This window comes from Nocardia sp. NPDC055002 (assembly GCF_053608825.1).
The window spans coordinates 696,694-716,541 of sequence record NZ_JBSGWE010000002.1 but is presented as its reverse complement, the minus strand read 5'-3'; the positions used below and the strand labels follow the sequence as shown (position 1 = coordinate 716,541).

The window sequence follows — 19,848 nt, the reverse complement described above, 5'->3', positions numbered from 1 at the left end:
GTGGCCGGCTGGATGGGCAGATCGCGGGTCTCGTACTCGTCCACCGTGACGTCGGGGGCACTCACGACAGGACCTCCTCTTGCACGTCGTCGGTTTCGGGTTCGGGGATGGGCTCGGCCGGGGTGCCGGTGAGGGAAAGGAACACATCGTCGAGAGTGGGGCGCACGACGTTCGCGTCGAGCACGCAGACACCGGCGTCGTCGAGGCGGCGCAGCGCTTCGACCATCGTGCGTGACCCGTTGCCGACCACCACCGACACCTCGTCGCTGCCGGGCTCGTGAATGGGCTCGCCGACCCCCACCTGCTGCAGGACCTGCACCGCGGGCCACGGGCTCTGTCCCGCGGCGAGGGTGACCGTGAGCCGGTCGCCGCCGATGGAGGTCTTGAGTTCGTCGGCCGAACCGCGGGCGATGACCGTGCCCTTGTCGATGACGGTGATCCGGTCGGCGAGCAGGTCGGCCTCTTCGAGGTACTGGGTGGTGAGCAGGACGGTGGTGCCGTCGTCGACGAGATCACCGATCACCTGCCACATGTCCAGGCGCCCGCGCGGGTCGAGGCCGGTGGTCGGCTCGTCGAGCACCACCACCGGCGGCCGCGCCACCAGCGCACCGGCCAGGTCGAGGCGACGGGCCATACCACCGGAATAGGTGCCTGCCCGCCGACCCGCCGCGTGGTCGAGTCCGAACGCGGTGAGCAGTTCCTCCACGCGGCCAACGGCCTGCTTGCGTCCCATGCCGTACAGACGAGCCACCATGCGCAGGTTCTCGTAACCGGTCAGGTTCGCGTCGACGGCCGCGTACTGGCCGGACAACCCGATCCTGGTGCGCGCGGTGGCCGGATCGGCCAGCACGTCGATCCCGGCGACCCGCACCGAACCGGCGTCGGGTCGCAACAGCGTGGTGACGATCCGCACGGTGGTGGTCTTGCCCGCACCGTTGGGGCCCAGCAGGCCGAGCACGGTCCCCGCCGGGATCTCCAGGTCGATCTCCTTGAGTACGCGTACCTTGCCGTAACTCTTGGCCAGGCCGCGCACTTCTACCGCGAGACTCACGGTCGCATCTCCTTCTGGCCGCTGCCGCACACAGTGATCTCCGGGACGGCATCGAGGTGGCGATGCAGCACGGGGCCGATCGCCGCCAGCGATTCCGGTGTGGTCATCGCCGCGTGCCTGCAGGGCAGGTCGTGGTTGTGGATGTTGCCGGTGACGAACGGCTGCCAGGCGTCGGCACAGCGGCTCGGATCGGCGGCGTTGATCTCGTCCGCCGCGGCGGTGAAGAACACGAGGTCGCCGTCGAAGGTGCGCGGCCGGAACCGGTTGGCCATGACGGTGCCGTCGGCGTACCCGGTGTAGAGGCGTTGCAGGTGTTCCACCGAGAGCGCGGCGAACGGGCCGGCTTGGGCCCGCAGCAGATCCGCCGCTTCGTTCAGGTCGAGATCGGCGGGCAACGGTTCGCCGTCGACCAGGTCGGCGCCGAACTCGCCGAGGATGTCGGCGACGCTGGGCATCGAGGTGTCGAGCCAGCGATCGCCGAGCTGGTAGCTGTCCATCATCGCCAGCAGCGCGACGTCTTCGCCCGCGTCCTGCAGCTGCACGGCGATCTCCTGCGCGATCAGGCCGCCGAGCGACCAGCCGAGTAGGTGATAGGGACCGTGCGGCTGGATCGACTTGATATGGGCGACGTAGTGTCCGGCGGCTTCGGGAATCGAGGTGAAGCTGTCGTCGCCGGACACGTGCGGGGCCTGCAGGCCGTACACCGGGCGCTGCGGGGCGAGATGAGCGAGCAGTCCCGCGTAGCACCAGGCCAGACCGATCGCCGGGTGCACGCAGAACAGCGGGGTGTCGTGCGGGCTGGTGGACGGGCGGATGGCCAGCACCGGGCTGGTGGCCGCCTCGATCACCGCGTCCGGGTCGACGTCGTCGAGCTTGGCCGCGATCCCCGCGGGAGTGGCGTCGCCGAACATCATCTGGACGGGCATGTCGTAGCCCTGCTCACGCAGTGCCGCGACAACTTTGGTGGCCAGCAGGGAGTTGCCGCCGAGTTCGAAGAACCCGTCGTCCACGCCGACCCGCTCGACCCCGAGGACTTCGGTGAACACCGCGCACAGCGCCATCTCGGCGACGGTCGCCGGCGCGCGGTACCCACCGGAGGCGGTGAACACCGGCTCGGGCAGCCGGGACCGATCGAGCTTGCCGACCGGACTCAGCGGCACCTCGTCGAGCAGCATGATCGCCTGCGGGACCATGTAGTTCGGCACGTGACCCGCGACGTGCTCGAGCAGTTCGGGCACGCTCGGCGCGCTCCCGTTGCGCGCCTTCACATACGAGACCAGCGCGGTGACGCCGGCCTGCGTGGTGTGACCGATGGTGAGCGCGAGCTCGACATCGGCGTGCCGGGCGAACGCGACGTCGATCTCGCCGAGTTCGATCCGGAATCCGCGGACCTTCACCTGATGGTCGGTGCGGCCGACGTACTCCACATCCAGCGCCGACTTGGCGCTGTCACGCCAGCGCACGAGGTCGCCCGTGCGGTACATCCGTTCGCCCGGTGCGCCGTAGGGATCGGCCACGAACCGCTGGGCCGTGAGTCCCGGCCGGTTGAGGTAACCGCGCGCCAGGGCCGAGCCCGCCAGCTGCAGTTCGCCGGTGACACCGATCGGGGTCGGGTGCAGTCGCCGGTCGAGCACGGTGGCCGCGACGCCGCGGATCGGCCCACCGATGGTGATCGGGCCCCGCGGGCTCATCGGCTGCGGCATCAACGTGACGATGGTCGTCTCGGTGGGGCCGTACACGTTGTAGAAGTTGCGCCCCGGCGCCCAGCGGGCGAGCAGTTCCGGCGGCAGCGCCTCACCACCGGTGAGCACGTGGGCCAGCGAGTTCACCCCCGTCGGGTCGACGGTGCCCAGCGCGGCGGTGGTGATGAACGCGTGGGTGATCCGTTCCCGGATGAACACCTGCCGCAGGTCCTCGCCGCCGACCACCCCGGCCGGGGAGATCACCAGCGTCGCCGCACCACCGAGCGCGAACAGGATGTCGAGCATGGCGGCGTCGAAGCTCGGAGTCGCGAAGTGCAGCACCCGGCTGCCGGGACGCACATCGAACCGGTCGGCGGTCTCGGCGGCGAAGTTCGACAGACCGCCGTGGGTGACCACGACGCCCTTCGGGGTCCCGGTGGAGCCCGACGTGTAGATCACGTACGCCGGATTGTGCAGGCGCAGTGGGCGAATCCGATCGGCGTCGGTGACCGGCGAGTCGTCGGTCCCCAGCACGGTGGCCCTGGTCTGCGGGTCGTCCAGGACCAGCCAGCGGGTGTCGGCGGGCAGTCGATCGCGGTGCTCGAGCAGCGTCAGACCCAGTGCCGCATCGGAATCGGTGAGCATGTGACTGATCCGCTGCGGCGGGTAGTTCGGGTCGACCGGCACGAACGCGGCGCCCGCCTTCGCGACGGCGAGCATGGTCGCCACCGACTCCACCGAACGCGGAATACCCAGGGCCACCAGGGTTTCCGGCCCCACACCCTGTCCGATCAGGACACGTGCGAGCCGGTTGGTCCACCGGTCGAGCGCGTCGTAGGTGACCACCGTGTCCCCGGCGCACAGCGCGACACCGTCACGCGAACGAGCCACGGCGGCACCGAAGACCGCGGGCAGCGTCACCGCCTGCTCGGCGCGGGCGCCGTGCACCGGTGCCAGCGCGGTCCACTCGACCGCGTCGAGCAGTGCCAGATCGCCCACCGCGGTGTTCGGGTCGGCGGCCACGGCGGTGAGCAGCCGGACCAGGCGGTCGCCGAGCCTGCGCGCGGTGACCTCCTCGAACAGGTCCGCCGCGAAGTTCACCGACAGGCTGATGCCGTCGCCCACCCGATCGGCGGTCTGGGTCTCGGTGAAGGTGAACTGCAGATCGAACTTCGCGATACCGGCATCGGCGTCGACGGCTTCGATCCGCAATCCGGGCAGTTCCAGCATCCGCACCGGGGTGTTGCGCACCGACAGCATCACCTGGAACAGCGGGTGATGTGCCTGGGAGCGCGCCGGATTGACGACCTCGACGAGCCGTTCGAAGGGCAGGTCGGCGTTCGCGAACGCGTCGAGGTCCCCGTCGCGGACGGTACGCAGCAGGTCGACGAACGCGCGCTCGTCCGACACCTCGGTGCGCAGCACCAGGGTGTTGACGAACATGCCGATCATCGCATCGAGCGCCGGATGCCCACGGCCCGCGCTGGCGGTGCCGACGGCGATGTCCTCGGTGCCGGTGACCCGGTGCAGCAGGACCGCCAGTGCCGCGTGCAACACCATGAACATGCTGACGTTGTTCGCCGTGGCGATACCGCGCAGCGCCCGGTGGGTCGCCGCGTCGACCGTGCAGTCGACGGTGCCGCCCTGGTAGGAGGGCACCGGCGGGCGCGAGCGGTCGGCCGGCACGGTGAGCAGTTCCGGCAGGCCGTCGAGCACACCGCTCCAGTGGTCGAGCTGCTTGCTGATCAGCGAGTCCGGATCGTCCTCGGTGCCGAGGAGTTCCTGCTGCCACAGGGTGTAGTCGGCGTACTGGACCGGCGGGATCTGTTCGCCGAACGGTTCACCGAGCTGGATGCCACGGTAGGCGGCGGCCACTTCGGCGGCGAGCGGTTCCAGCGACCAGCCGTCCATCGCGATGTGGTGCACGACCAGCACCAGCACATGCTCGGTCGAGCGCGCGACGGCGAACTTGGCCTTGGCCGGTGCCGACTGCCCGGTGTGGTCGACGCTGATCAGCGCCGCCCGCATGGGCACCGAGGCCGACAGGTCGAATCCCGGGGTGACGAAACGGGTCACGGCGGTGTCGACCTCGCTCGCGGTGGCCGTCGCGTGGAACAGCGTGACGGCGGCGATCGCCGGGTCGAGCACCAACTGCTCGGGCTCGCCCGCAGTCTCCGGGAACACCGTGCGCAGCGTCTCGTGCCGACGTTGCACCGTGTGCAAAGCGGCAATGAGCGCATCGAGGTCGACTGTGCCGTGCAGGCGCAGCACGACCGGGACGTTGTAGGCGCCCGAGGACTGACTGTCACCGTCGGCACCCGCGTTGAAGCGGTTGAGGAACCACAGCCTGCGCTGCGCCGCCGACAGCGGAATCCGCTCCGGGCGTGGCTGGGGCACCAGGTCCGGCCGGTGTTCGTCGCCGGACGGTCCGGATTCGATGAGCGCGGCGAGTTCGGCGACGGTCGGCGCCGCGAACACGGTGCGCACTTCCAGGCGCACATTGCTGGCCGCGGCCAGCCGGGCCACCAGCTGGGTGGCCAGCAGCGAGTTGCCGCCGATGTCGAAGAAGCTGTCGGTGGCGCGGACCTCGCTCGCCCCGACCAGCTCCTCGAACACTCGCGCGACCGTCCGCTCGGCGAGGGTCTGTGGTGCCCGGCCCGCGGCGGCGGTGAACTCCGGTTCCGGCAACGCCGTGCGATCGAGCTTGCCGACCGGAGTGAGCGGCACCCGGTCGATCAGGTTCAGCGAGGCGGGCACCATGTGCCCGGCCAGCCGGACCATCGCGTGCCGTTTCACCCCGGCCACCTCGGCCGGGTCGACGCCCTCGTTCAGCTGGATCCAGGCGACGATCCGGTCGTCGCCCGCGATCCGGCGGACCTCGGTGTGCGCGAAGCGGACCTCGGGATGACTGCCCAGGACGGCGCTGATCTCGCCGAGTTCGATCCGGAAACCGCGCACCTTCACCTGATGGTCGCTGCGACCCAGGTAGTCGATCTCACCGTTCGCCGTCCAGCGCACCACGTCGCCGGTGCGGTACATCCGGCTGCCCGCCGGACCGAACGGGTCGGCGATGAAGCGTCCCGCGGTCAGGCCGTAGCGCTCGTGATAGCCCTGGGCGATGCCGGCGCCGCCGATGTAGAGCTCACCCGGCACCCCGCTGACGACCGGCCGCAGCCGCTCGTCGAGGACGAGGGCCCGTGAGCCGCGCACCGGCGTGCCGATGGCGACCGGGACACCCACCCGCAGCTCCGACATCGCGGCGATGACGGTGAACTCGGTGGGCCCGTAGGCGTTGACGAACCGCCTGCCCGGCGCCCAGTTCTCCACCAGGTCCGGCGGCACCGCCTCGCCACCGGCCATCAGACCGCGCAGCATCGGCAGGGGGTGGCGGGTGGGGTCGATCGAGCCCAGCACCGCGGGCGTCAGAAAGGTGTGGGTGATCTGCTCGCGTTCCAGCAGGGTCCCGAGTTCGTCACCGCCGTAGATATCGATCGGGCCGATCACCATCTCGGCGCCCGAGTAGACGGCGAGGAGCATGTCGAGCACCGAGACGTCGAAACTGGGTGTGGAGAAGAAGAACGTGCGGGAGAACCGGTCAAGGCCCATCCGTTCACGCAGGTCGAGCGCGAGACTGGTGAGACCGCCGTGGGTGACGGTGACGCCCTTGGGCAGGCCGGTCGAACCGGACGTGTAGATCTGATAGGCCAGGTCGGCGGTGCGCACCGGGCGGACCCGCTCGGCGTTGCTGATGCGGACCCCGTCGTAGCCGGCCAGTTCGGCGTTCAGCTCGTCGCCGTCCATCAGCAACCACTGGGTATCGATCGGGCCCGCGGCCGCGCGCAACGAGTCCGCGTCGGCACGCGCGGTGAGCACCGCGCTGGCACCTGAGTCGGTGAGCATGTGCCGCACCCGGTCGGCCGGGTAGCGCGGGTCGACGGGCACGAACGCGGCACCGCTGGCCGCGACGCCGAAGATGGCGAGGGCGCAGTCCAGTGAGCGGGTCAGCCCGACGGCCACCCGGTCGCCGGTGCCGATGCCACGCGCGATCAGCGCCCGGCCCAGCCGGTGCGCCCGGCTCGCGACCTCGGCGTAGTCGAGCTCGCCCACTTCCCCGGCGACGCTGCCGCCGGCGAACCAGCGCAGCGCGGGCCGCTGCGGATACTTCGTGGCGGCACCGTCGAGGATGTCGGCCAGGATGACCGGCGTGACCGCGGCGGGTCCCTGCGCGGGGACGTGCTCACGGTGCTCGAGCACGGTGAGCGGGTCCAGGTCACACACCAGCTGCCGTGGGTCGGCGGTCACCTGGGTGAGGATCTGCACGAACCGGTCGGCGAGGGTCTGGATGGTGGCGGCGTCGAACAGTTCGGTGGCGTAGACGAAGTCGAACCGCAGCCCGCTGTCCTCGGCGGGCGCGACCCGCAGTTCCAGGTCGAACTTGGCCAGGGCGATGTCGAGCTCTTCCGCGGCCAGTCGCAGTCCGGGCAGTTCCAGCGCGGGTGTGCGGTTGTCCTGCATGCTCAGCGCGACCTGGAACAGGGGGTGGCGGTTGCTCGCCCTGCTCTCCCGGCCCAGCGCGTCGACGACGCGCTCGAACGGCACATCGGCGTGCGCGAGGGCGGCGAGCTCGCCATCGCGATCGGCGTGCAGCAGCTCGGTGAAGCTGCGGCCGGGATCGACATCGGAGCGCAGGACCAGGGTGTTGACGAACATGCCGACGAGGTCGTCGAGCTGGATGTCGGTGCGCCCGGCGACCGGGGTACCGATGGGGATGTCGCGGCCGCCGGTGACGCTGCGCAGCAGCACCGACAGGGCCGAGCGCACGACCATGAACAGGCTGACACCGGTGTGGCCGGCCAGCTCGTCGAGTGCGTGCTGCAGCGGTGCCGAGACCTCGCAGGTCACGGTGCCCGCGGACCCGGTGGGTTCGGCGGGGCGTGGCCGGTCGAACGGCAGCGGCAGCTCGTCGGGCAGTTCGGACAAGGTGTCGCGCCAGAACGCGAGCTGGGTGGCGGTGAGGCTGTCCGGGTCGTCCTCGCTGCCGAGCACGGCCCGCTGCCACAGGCTGAAGTCGGCGTACTGCACCGGCAGCGGCGCGCGCTCGGGGACGGCGCCGCCGGTGCGGGCCACGTAGGCCAGTGCGAGATCACGCGTCAGCGGGCCGAGCGACCAGCCGTCGGCGGCGATGTGATGGACGACGACGCCGAGCAGGTGCTCGTCGGATGCGGTGCGCAGCAACGACACTCGCAGCGGCGTCTGGCGGGTGAGGTCGAAGCCCTGGCGGGCCAGCGCGGTCAGCGCCGCGTTCGCCCGATCGGGTGCGGTGTCGACGGCGTCGATCATCGGCGTCGCCTGGTCGAGCGGCAGGATCACCTGCTGGGCACCGGAGAGGTCTTCGGGGAAGACCGTGCGCAGTACCTCGTGGCGCTCCACCAGGTCGCTGAGCGCGCCCCGCAATGCCTCGACGTCCAGATCTCCGCCGATTCGCAAGACGAATGCGATGTTGTAGGCGCTCGATTCGGGGGACAATCGGTTCAGGAACCACAGCCGTTGCTGCGGCAACGACAGTGGTATGCGTCCCGGGCGCGGGGTGTGTACCGCCAGCGCCACCCGCTGCGTCCGGGGCGCTTCCGTGATCAGCCCGGCGATACCCGCCACGGTCGGTGCCTCGAAGATCTGCCGGACCGGCAGGTCGACCTCGAATTCGGCGTGCAGTGCGGCGGCGAGCCGGGTGGCCAGCAGCGAGTTGCCGCCGATGTCGAAGAAGCTGTCCTCGGCGCCGGAGATCGGGCGACCGAGGATCTCGGTGAACACCGCGGCCACCCGCATCTCGAGGTGCGTGCGTGGCGCGCGCGAGCCACCGCTGACCACGAATTCCGGTGCGGGCAGCGACTTTCGGTCGAGTTTGCCCGCCGGGGTGACCGGCATCGCGTCGAGCACCGCCAGCGCGGCGGGCACCATGTAGCCGGGCAGTCTGCCGCGGGCGGTGTCGAGCACGGCGACCGGGTCGATCGGACCGTCGGCGGTGATGTAGGACGCGAGCCGCTGCTGCCCCTGCTCGTCGATGTGGACGACGGTCAGCGCGGACCGAACGCCCGGGTGCTCGCGCAGCACATGGTCGATTTCGCGCAGTTCGATCCGGAACCCGCGGATCTTGATCTGATCGTCGGCGCGGCCGAGGAAACGCAGCAGGCCGGTCATGTCGGCGACGACGAGATCGCCGGTGCGATACATCCTTTCGCCGACTCGGCCGTGTGGGTTGGCGACGAACCGCTGCGCGGTGAGTGCCGACTTGCCGAGGTACCCGCGGGCCAGGCCGGGCCCGGAGACGTAGAGCTCGCCCGGTGTTCCCGGCGGCACCGGGTTCATCCGGCCGTCGAGCACGAACAGCCGCATGCCGCGCACGGGGGTGCCCAGCGGGACAGGCTCGCCCGCAACCATGGCCGCGCTCGCGGTGACCGCGACGGTGGCCTCGGACGGGCCGTACATGTTGTGCATCCGGTACTTCGTGGCCCAGGCTTCGACGAGTTCGTCCGAGCACGCCTCACCGCCGACGATCACGGTGTTGAGAGCCGGGAAGTCGCCCGCGGGCACCGTGGCCAGCGCGGCCGGGGTGATGAACGCGTGGGTGATGCGTTCCGAGCGCAGGAATCCGGCCAGCTCCGCGCCGCCGTACAGGTCGGCGGGGGCCACCACGATCGTGGCGCCCGCGGCGAACCCGAGCAGCAGTTCCAGCACCGAGGCGTCGAAGCTGGGTGAGGAGAAGTGCATGGTCCGCGCGTGGTCGGTCACCTTGAACAGCTGGGTCTGCTCGCTGGCCAGCGAGGCGATGCCCGCGTGGGTGACCACGACGGCCTTGGGTGTGCCGGTCGAGCCCGAGGTGTAGATGAGGTAGGCGGGCTGACCGGCTCGCATCGGGTGCCTGCGGTCGGCGTCGGACAGCGGGGTGGCCGAGCGGACGGCGCAGTCGGCCTCGAAATCGGCCGTTCCGAAGACCATCCACTCCGGTGCCGACCGGTGCTTGCCGGTGGCGGTGGGCAGCGCGGCGAGATGCTCGGGCAGGGTGAGCCCGAGCGTGGCACCGGAGTCACCGATCATGTGCGCGATGCGATCGGCCGGGTAGGCGGGGTCGACGGGCACGTACGCGGCGCCGGTCTTGGCGACCGCCCAGATGGCGATGATCGACTCGAGGCTGCGCGGCAGCGCGACGGCGACCACCGTCTCGGGTGCGGCGCCGTGCGCGATGAGACTGCGCGCCAACCGGTTCGAGCGTTCGTCGAGTTCGCGGTAGGTGGTGTCGAAACCGAGGTAGCGCACCGCCACCGAGTCGGGCAGGTGTTGCGCGGTGTCGCCGAGCAGCCGGGCCAGGGTGCCCGCCGGTTCGGCAGGCGCACCGGCCACGGGGACCAGGCGGGCGATCTCGCGACGGTCGAGCACCTCGAGGTCGCCGATCGCCGTGGTGGGGGTGGCGACGGCGGCGGCCAGCAGCGTGGTGAACCGCCGGGCGATGGCCTGCACCGTGGCGCGATCGAAAACATCGGTGGCGAAACCGAATTCGGCGTGCAGCGGTCCGTCGTCGTGATTGTCGCGAACCTCGAGCTGCAGGTCGAACTTGGCGACACCGATCTCGATCGGCACCAGTTCCGCGGTGACACCGGGCAATTCGACCCGCAGTTCCGGGGTGCGGTCGTAGGACAGCATCACCTGGAACAGCGGATGCCGGGTGGTCGAGCGATCGGGATTGACCAGTTCCACCAGCCGTTCGAACGGCACGTCGGGGTTGGCGAAGGCATCGAGGTCGGTTTCGCGGACCTGGTCGAGCATGTGCTCGAACCCGGCACCGAGGTCCACTTCGGTGCGCAACACCAGGGTGTTGACGAACATGCCGACCAGCTCGTCCAGCGCCGGATCGGAGCGGCCCGCGATGGGTGTGCCGATGGTGATGTCGGTGCTCGCGCAGAGCCGGGCCAGCAGAGTGGCCAGGACGGCGTGCAGCACCATGAACATGCTCACGCCGCGCCCGGTGGCGAGTTCGGCTGCCGCGCGCCGGGTTTCGGCGTCGATGACGAATTCGACGGTGTCCCCGCCGGTGCCACGGTGTTGCGGTCGCGGCCGGTCGAGGGGCAGGTCGAGCTGATCGGGCAGCCCGGCCAGCGCGCCGCGCCAGTGCCCGAGCTGGCGCGCGATGGGTGCCTCGGGGTCGGTTTCCTCACCGAGCAGTTCGCGCTGCCACATCGCGAAATCGGCGTACTGCACCGGCAGCGTCGCCCACTGGGGCGCGGCACCGCCCGCGCGCGCCGACACCGCGACCATCAGATCCCGGGCCAGCGGGGCGACCGACCAGCCGTCACCGCTGATGTGGTGCAGCACCACGAGCAGGAGGTGATCCTCGGCGCCCACCCGGTAGAGCACGACCCGCAGCGGTGTCTCGGTCCGCAGGTCGAATCCGCGCCCCGCCACCTGCGCGGCCAGCGCGGGAATCTCGGCGGCGGCCACCTCGATCGGCATGAGCTCGGGTTCCACCCCGGCCGCGGGGTGGATGCGCTGGTACGGACCCTCGGGGCCTTCGGGGAAACTGGTGCGCAGGCTCTCGTGGCGGTCGAGCACGTCGCGCAGACCCGCACGCAACGCCTCGAGGTCGAGCTGCCCGGTGAGCCGCAGGGCCAAGGGCATGTTGTAAGCGGCGGCGTGTTCGGCGAACCGGTTGAGGATCCACAGCCGCTGCTGGGCCAGCGACAGCGGCACCCGCTCCGGCCTGCGTGCCGGAACCAGTTTCGGTGTCGAGGTCTCGGGCCGGTGGGTGCTGATGTAGCCGGCCAGTGCGGCGATGGTCGGCGACTCGAACATCTCCCGGATGGTGAGGTTCGCGTCGAGGGTGGTGTTGATCCGGGCGACCGCGCGGGCCGCGACCAGGGAGTTGCCGCCGAGATCGAAGAAGCTGTCCTCGATCCCGATCGTGGTGCCGTCCAAGGCGAGAACCTCGGTGAAGATCTCCGCGAGCGCGCATTCCAGCTCGGTCTGCGGTGCGGCGGCGCCGGTGGTGACCCGCACACCCACCTCCGGCGCGGGCAGTGCTTTGCGATCGACCTTGCCGTTGGCGCTCAACGGCAGTTCGTCGAGCACCACCAGTGCCGAGGGCACCATGTAGGACGGCAGGCCGCGGCGCAGTGCCGCGAGCAAGACGGTGGGATCGGGTGCCGACGCGCCGGGCGCGGCGACCACGTAGGCGACGAGTTCGTCCTCACCGATGCGGCTGGTGCGGGCCACGCAGACCGCGCGGGCGATATCGTCCTGCGCGAGCAACGCGGATTCGATCTCGCCGAGTTCGATGCGCAGTCCGCGAATCTTCACCTGGAAGTCGGTGCGGCCCAGGTATTCCAGAACGCCGCCGGCGATCTGCCAGCGCGCCAGGTCACCGGTGCGATACATCCGCTGCCCGGGGGTGAAGGGGTTGGCGACGAACCGGTCGGCGCTCAGGTCGGGACGGCCCAGGTAACCACGGGCCAGCTGCGCGCCCGCCAGGTACAGCTCGCCGACGACACCGGGCGGCACCGGGCGCAGGTGCGGGTCGAGCACATAGGTCTGGGTGTTCCACACCGGCGAGCCGATCGGCACCGTGGTGGCCTCGGCCGGGCACGGCCAGTAGGTGACGTCGACCGCGGCCTCGGTGGGCCCGTAGAGATTGTGCAACTCCGGTCCGCCGTCGGGGCCGTGCAGCGCGGCGTGGAAATCGGCGACCGTCGCGCCGGGCAGCGCCTCACCACTGCAGAACACCCGGCGCAGCCCCGCTCCGCCCCGCACTCGCGGGTCGGTGACGAACAGCGACAGCATCGACGGCACGAAATGGGCTGTGGTGATGGACCTTTCGGTAATGATCCGGGCGAGGTAGGCCGGGTCGCGATGCCCTTCGGGAGCGGCGACGACCAGGCGCGCACCGACCTGCAGCGGCCAGAAGAACTCCCAGACCGACACGTCGAAGGTGGCCGGGGTCTTCTGCAGGACCGCGTCGGTGTGGTCGAGCGGGTACTCGGCCTGCATCCAGCGCAACCGGTTCACGATCGCGGCATGCGTGACACCCACGCCCTTGGGTTTACCCGTGGAGCCGGAGGTGAAGATGACGTAGGCGAGGTGATCGGGGCGCAGCGGCGCGGTGCGATCGGCGTCGGTGATCGGCGCGACGTCGTTGCCGCTCACGTCGAGCGTGTCCAGATCGACCCGGACGGTGCCCTCGGGCAGCCGGACCCCGTCGCGGTCCGCGGTGAGTACACACACCGGATGTGCCTGTGCCACCACCGCTTCGATGCGATCGACCGGATGCCCGGGATCCAGCGGCAGGTAGGCCGCGCCGGTCGCGAGTACCGCGTAGATCCCGACGACCAGATCGACACTGCGATGCAGGCACACACCGACGGTGGTCTCCGGGCCCGCGCCGCGGGCGATGAGTTCGCGTGCCAGCTGGTTCACCCGGTCACCGAGTTCGGTGTATCCGAGTGTGCGATCGCCGAATTCGAGACCGATGGCATGCGGGCTGCGCGACACCTGGTCCTCGAACAGCGAGACCAGCGTCGCGGCCTGCATCGGCATCTCGGTGGCGTTCCACTCGCGCAGCACCCGCTCGTTCTCGGCGGTGGTGATCGCGGTGAGCGTGTAGGTGGGGGTGGCCGGCTCGGCGGCCAGGAAGCGCGCGAGGAAGTCGAGGTAGCGCGCGTGGTGGGCGGCGTTCTCGGACTCGCCGTAGAGCTTCGGATTGGCCTCGAAGTCGAGCTGGATACGGCCGCCGTCGCCGTTGTAGATGTTGATCGAGAGGTCTTCGACGGGTCCGGTGGCGAGCACATTGAGCTGACCGGCGATGTCGTCGAACTTCAGCTCGTCGTGGAACAGCATGATGTTGACCATCGGCCCGAAGAAGCCGCGCGCGTCGCGGGAGTACCCGCAGTCTCGCCGGATGTCGTCGGAGCGGTAGCGCTGGTGGCGCAGGGCGCCGGTGATCTGGAGTTCGGTCTGGCGCACGACGTCGGCGACGGTGGTGTGCTCGTCGAACCGCAGGCGCAGCGGCACCACGTTCGACACCACACCCGCCGAGCGGCGCAGCGCGACGGTGGTGCGTGCCGAAACCGGAAGGCTCAGTACGACATCCGGGTCGCCGGTGACCGAACGGACATAGGCGGCCAGCGCGGCGACGATCAGCGCGGAGTTGGCCGAACCGTGTGTGGTGATCGCGTCGGTGAGCAGCGTGTCGAGGTCGGCGTCGAGCACCGCGGTGGCACGGTGGCGCCCCGCGTCGTGGGTATCGCCCGCGGCGGTGACCGACGACAGCGTCATCGGTTCGCCCACGCCGGCGAGCTGTTCCATCCAGTACTCGCGGTCGGCACGGAACCGGCTCGACTCACGGTAGCGGGATTCGTCGGCGTAGAGGTCGACGAGCGCGGCGGCGCGGGAAACCGACGGCTCGCGCTGCTCGCCGACCGCGGTGTAGATCTCGGCGGTGCGCGAGAGCGCGTTCATCGCACCGTAACCGTCGATAACGATGTGGTGGCCACGCTCGTACCAGAACCAGTCCCGGTCACCGATCCGCAACACCACATTGATGGTGAGGGGCTCGTGCTCCATGTCGATCGGGGTGCTGGCATGGGCGTTCATCCAGGCCAGTGCGGCGGCCCGGGGGTCGGATTCGCCGCGGAGGTCGATCCGAGCCCAGCCGGGCCGCCACGTGGGGTCCACTCGCTGGTGGGGCACGCCGTCGATCTCGAGTAGGCGGACGTGTCCCACCTGGGATTCCGCGCCGTAGCGCTCGACCGCGTACAGCAACCGGCCGACGTCGAGATCACCGTGCAGTTCGACGTAATGAGCGATGGTGAGCGGAATATCGGGCCGAATCCGTTGCGCGTACCACAGTGCTGTCTGACCGGGCGAGAGGGCGAACGGTTGGCCCGGGTCCTCGTCGGTGATGCTCGAGCTGACGTGGTCGGTGGCCAAAGAACTCATCAAGCACTCCGTTTCTGCCTTGTGTCACAACTCCCCGAGCAGCGCCCGGGCACACGACGGCCCAGGGCGTGGCTTTTCCACGCCCATGATTCGGAGTACTCCGGCAGCCGGATGGCTACCAATGTGAATTTATTTCGAGCTCAACGAATTACGCCCCTGAAGCAGCAACTTTGTGCCGCTTCCCCCCGGTTAAAACAAACCGCTTATTCAGAATTGTCCGAACTTCGCGCAAGATGCGTCGGATTCGCGCGGCGGCGTCGAAGTAATAGCAATCCGACACCGATCGCGGTCAGGATAACGGACGCGAGTTCCGGCCACGCACCGATTCGGGTAGCGACTGTTGTTGTGTCGCGCAGCGGTAGCTGGGCCACCAGGGCGGCGGGGACGACTTGCTCGGTGTGCTGTCTGAGCACGCCGTCAGCGGTGATGATCCCGCTGACACCCGTGGTTGCTGACACCACGAGCGCACGCCCGTGTTCGACCGCGCGCACCCGCGACATCGCCAGTTGCTGGTAGGTCATCTCGCTCTCGCCGAAGGTGGCGTTGTTGGTGGGCACCGTCAGCAATTGGGCGCCTGCGGCGAGGGAATCCCGAAATGCCCGATCGAAGGCAACCTCGTAACAGGTCGCCACGCCGACCGGCACACCGGCGGCCGTCACCGTTCCGTCACCGTTACCCGGCACGAAATAGCCCGCACGGTCGGCATAGGAGGAGAACAAACGGAAGAAACCGCGCATCGGCAGGTATTCGCCGAACGGCTGGATGATCTTCTTGTCGTGGCGCTCCCCCGGGCCCGCCGTGCCGTTCCACACGATCACCGAGTTGGTGGTCGTGCGGTCACCGTTCACCAGGACTGCGCCGACCAGGATCGGGGCGCCGATCCGCACCGAGGCTTCGGTGATCTCGGCGGCGGCGTCGGCATTGCGCAGTGGGTCGATATCGGAGGAGTTCTCGGGCCAGATCACGATGTCGGGCCGCGCGGCCTGGCCGCGGGTGACGGCGTCGGCCAACTCCTCGGTGCGCCGGACGTGGTTGTCCAGCACGGCACGGCGCTGGGCGTTGAAGTCGAGCCCGAGCCGCGGCACACTGCCCTGGATGGCGGCGACCGTGATCGTCCTGGTGCCTGCGTCCGGGGCGGGCAGTGTCGGCCGCAGGATCACTCCGGCCAGGGGCATGATAGCCACGGCCACCACCGCGGTGGCAAATCCGGTGCGCACGGCGCGAGTGTTCGGGCGCGGCGCGGGCGTGCGGGCCCAGGTGACGATGCGCAGGACGAGTGCGGCGAGAGCGGTGCCGGTCAGCGCGACCGCGAAGCCGACCAGCGGCGCGCCACCGTAAGCCGCCAGCGGCAGATACCACCCATCGGCCTGACCGAAAGCGACACGCCCCCACGGGAATCCGCCGAACGGGAAGCTCGATCGCACCCATTCGCTCGCGGTCCATGCCACGGCGAGCCAGATCGGCCAGCCCGGCAGCGCGCTCAACCATCGGGCGAGCGCACCCCACAGGCCGAAGTACAACGCGCAGACCGTGGACAGCGCCAGCCACGGCACCGGACCCACATAGATCCCGGTCCACGGCAGCAACGGCACGAAGAAGGCCAGCCCGCCGAGCAGCCCGTACCCGAACCCGCCGCGCAGCCTGCCCGGCCCACGCACCGCGAGGGTGAGCAACGCGATGGCCACGGGTGCGAGGAACCAGAACGGGCGGGGCGGAAAGCTGCCGAACAGCAGCAGCCCGCCCACGACGGCCGCGAGCAGCCGCACCACCGTCGGGTGCGGCGTTCTCGCGGCGGATCGGCTCGCACCGGGATCCACCTCGCCCGCTGCTGATACCGGCTCGGCTGCGGAGTCGGGGTGGTCACCCGTCGCGGGGTCGATCATGGTGTGTCGCTCCGTGATTCGTTGCTGGCGGCGGGTCAGGCAGCGTAGATCGTGATGCCGTCGCGCACGGTGCGCAGGCAGGTCGGCAGGTCGACGCCCGGATCGAGGCGAGGGAGGCCGGGTACGCGGGAGCGGGGGTCGGTGGACCAGCGCTGCACGGTGTCGGCGGCCGCCGCGACGACGAGGTCGCCCGCGTCCCACACGGCATAGGAGGCGGGTGCACCGGGAACCAGCGTGCCCGCCATCCCGTCGCGCACGCCGCCCGCGCGCCAGGCACCGCGCGTGGCGGCGGCGAAGGCGGCGCGCGGGGACAAGCCGTGGCCCGGGGTGCGGTGGTGGACGGCCGCGCGCACCTGCTCCCACGGGTTCATGACGGTGACGGGTGCGTCGGAACCGATGGCGAGGGAGATGCCCGCCGCCGCCATCGCCGAGAACGGGTTGAGGCCAGCGGCACGCTCGGCGCCGAGGCGGGTCGCGTACATCCCGTCGGGACCGCCCCACGCGGCGTCGAAGCCGGGCTGCACGGACGCGATCACGCCGAGCTCGGCGAGTTGTGCGATCGCGGCGGCGTCGGTCATCTCCGCGTGTTCCACCCGGTGCCCACGCGAGGCGATCGCCGGACCACCGAGTTCGGCGGCGACACGGGCGAATCCGGCGACGACGGTGTCCATGGCGGCGTCGCCGATGGCGTGGAAGCCAGCCTGGATCCCGGCCTCGGTGCACGCGCGAATATGCGCGGTGACCGTGTCCTCGTCGAGGAAGCTCTTGCCGCAGCCCGCCGCGTCGGCGTAGGGCGCGCGCAGCAGCGCCGTGTGCGAGCCGAGCGAGCCGTCGACGAACAGGTCGCCACCGAGCGCGTGCACGCCGAGCTCGTCGAGCAGGGCGCGCGCGTGCTCCGCGGTGCGCACGGCCTGACCCCAGTAGGCCCGCACGGCCACGCCGTGGTCGAAAGCGAGCAGTTCGCGGATGTCGTCGCGCCCGGAGATCTCCGGGCCCGCGCATTCGTGGACCGCGACGATGCCGTGGGCGGCCGCCGCGTCCAGGGCCGCCCGACGAGCCGAATCACGCTGGGTACGAGTGAGTTCCGCGAGCGCGACCGTGCGCACCCGGTGGTGGGCGTCGGCGCGCAGCAGTTCGCCACGCTGATACCCGTCGCCGAGGTCACCGGCCGCGTCGAGCAGCGCCGAGGAGGCGACGGCCGAGTGGGCGTCGACCCGGGCCAGATAGACCAGCCTGCCCGAACCGGCTGCCTCGTCGAGTTCGGCGACCGTCGGCGGACGCTGCTCTGGCCAGCCGGTGTCGTCCCAGCCCTCGCCGATGATCACCCCGTCCGGCCGGCTCGCGGCGTGCGCCCGCACCGTCGCGAGCAGGTCGGACAGGGATCCGGCGCCACGCACGTCGAGCCCGGTCAGCTGGAGTCCCAGCGCGGTGACGTGGACATGGGGGTCGACGAACGCGGGCGCCACGAACGCACCGTCGAGGTCGATGATCTCCGCGTCGGGGTGCATCGCGCGCCCGGGCGCCTCGGCGCCCAGCCACACCACGGTGCCGTCGGTGACCGCCATCGCGGCCGCGTCCGGGGAGCTCGAACTGTAGAAACGACCGCCGATCAGCAACTGGGTACTCACGGTGCCCCAGTCTGCCGTATCGCCGGATCGGCACCTCGGCAGGGACAGTCTCCGGTCGGCGGCGCGAGCGTCAGGTCGGCAGCGACAGTGCGGCGCGCACCTCGGCGTCGCCGAACCCGGCGGGACAATGCCCGCCCGCCTCCACGGCGATCAGTTCCAGCCGCCATGCGGCGGTGGTGAAGTCCGACATCGACTGTCCGGCAGCGGCGCTCGCTCTGCGCACCGCGTCGGCCAGTTCCTCGCTCACCGTGACGGTGATCTGCTCGGTGGCCATGTCGGTACTGTAGACCCTTCACCGCCGCGCGCGGGCGTGTCGGTCGAGGCCTTGCCGGATCAGGCCGGGCCGAGTGCGCGCGGACCCGCGCTGTGACCATCGTCGTACCACTGCCCGACCACGGTTCCGTCGACCACGTCACCGTCCGCGTCGACGACCATCCCGCGATACGGCGAGGGTGCGAACGAGGGCAGCGGGCCGAAGCGCCGGGTACCGAGCTTCTCCAGCGCCGGTCGCAGCAGCGCCCTGGTCGGCGGGAACAGCGCGAGCAGGCCGACGAGCCCGGTGACCAGGCCGGGCACGAACAGCAGCACCGAGCCGGTGGCGACGATCACCCCGTCGGCGACCGCGCTCTCGGCGGTCACCTCACCGCGGGAGGCCCGCCGGAATCGGTCGAACACCCGCCTGCCCTGCCGTCCGAGCAGCACCAATCCCACGCCCGACACCGCGACGAGCACGACCAGCGCCCAGCCGATGCCGATCAACTGGGCGAGACCGACGAGGGCGGCGATCTCGACGACGAGGTAGAGGACGAACAGCACAGCGGTCATGGCGATCCTTTCGGACGATCTACCCCTTCAACGCACGAGCGCCCGATTTTTCTCCCGAGCGGGCGGGCGAACTCAGCCACCCGGCCGCACGAGCCCGGTCTCGTAGGCCAGCACCACCGCCTGCACCCGGTCGCGCAGACCGAGTTTGGTGAGCACCCGGCCGACATGCGTCTTCACCGTCGCCTCCGACAGGAACAGCGCCGCGGCGATCTCGGCGTTGGAGCGGCCGACCGCGATCTGTTCGAGCACCTCGCGTTCACGCGCGGTGAGGACGTCGAGGATCTTCGGGTCGCGCAGGCTCGTCGGGTCCTCGGCCACGAGCCGGTCCAGCAGCCGCTTGGTGACCTTGGGCGAGACCACCGCGTCACCGGCGGCGACGCTGCGGATGGCCGAGACGAGATCCTCGGGCGGGGTGTCCTTGAGCAGGAATCCGCTGGCGCCCGCACGCAGGGCACCGAGCGCGTGTTCGTCGAGGTCGAAGGTGGTCATCACGAGCACCCGCACGCCCTCCCCCGCGGCCACGATCTGCGCGGTGGCGGTCACCCCGTCGACGACCGGCATCCGCACATCCATCAGCACCACATCGGGGCGCAGTTCGCTCGCGCGCCGCACGGCTTCGTCGCCGTTGCCCGCTTCACCGATCACGTCGATGTCGGGGTGCGCGCCGAGCACCATTTTCAGGCCCATCCGCATGAGTTCCTGATCGTCCACCACGAGCACGCTGATCGGCATTGCCCCACCCTAATAGTCACCGCCTCGCGGCATTCCCCGTGTTTCCCGCCCGGCCGCGGGTGAGC

General features: G+C 70.4%; 7 protein-coding genes. All 7 read right to left on the bottom strand.

The window, feature by feature from the left end; translation table 11 throughout:
* Nucleotides 1–61: 61 nt before the first annotated feature.
* Complete coding sequence (locus ACWF99_RS10490; RefSeq protein ID WP_378627563.1) at nucleotides 62–1,051, bottom strand: ATP-binding cassette domain-containing protein; 990 nt, start codon at nucleotides 1,049–1,051, stop codon at nucleotides 62–64.
* Nucleotides 1,048–14,715: an amino acid adenylation domain-containing protein gene (locus ACWF99_RS10485; protein ID WP_452535674.1), complete on the bottom strand. Its 13,668-nt coding sequence runs from the start codon at nucleotides 14,713–14,715 to the stop codon at nucleotides 1,048–1,050. Before ACWF99_RS10485 ends, ACWF99_RS10490 begins: the two co-directional genes overlap by 4 nt.
* Before the next feature lie 203 nt (nucleotides 14,716–14,918).
* Nucleotides 14,919–16,598 (bottom strand): apolipoprotein N-acyltransferase, encoded by a 1,680-nt coding sequence (gene lnt, locus ACWF99_RS10480; RefSeq protein ID WP_452535673.1) that lies wholly within the window; start codon nucleotides 16,596–16,598, stop codon nucleotides 14,919–14,921.
* 35 nt (nucleotides 16,599–16,633) lie between these two features.
* Nucleotides 16,634–18,226 carry an amidohydrolase gene (locus tag ACWF99_RS10475; RefSeq protein ID WP_378627555.1) on the bottom strand — a complete coding sequence of 531 codons (1,593 nt, stop codon included), beginning with the start codon at nucleotides 18,224–18,226 and terminating at the stop codon, nucleotides 16,634–16,636.
* Between the two features lie 70 nt (nucleotides 18,227–18,296).
* Nucleotides 18,297–18,500: a hypothetical protein gene (locus ACWF99_RS10470; protein WP_056809780.1), complete on the bottom strand. Its 204-nt coding sequence runs from the start codon at nucleotides 18,498–18,500 to the stop codon at nucleotides 18,297–18,299.
* A gap of 59 nt (nucleotides 18,501–18,559) precedes the next feature.
* Entirely contained in the window at nucleotides 18,560–19,051 is a 492-nt protein-coding gene (locus ACWF99_RS10465; RefSeq protein WP_378627553.1) for an FxsA family protein, read from the bottom strand.
* Between the two features lie 72 nt (nucleotides 19,052–19,123).
* Nucleotides 19,124–19,783 carry a response regulator gene (locus tag ACWF99_RS10460; protein ID WP_378627551.1) on the bottom strand — a complete coding sequence of 220 codons (660 nt, stop codon included), beginning with the start codon at nucleotides 19,781–19,783 and terminating at the stop codon, nucleotides 19,124–19,126.
* Between the last annotated feature and the right edge of the window lie 65 nt (nucleotides 19,784–19,848).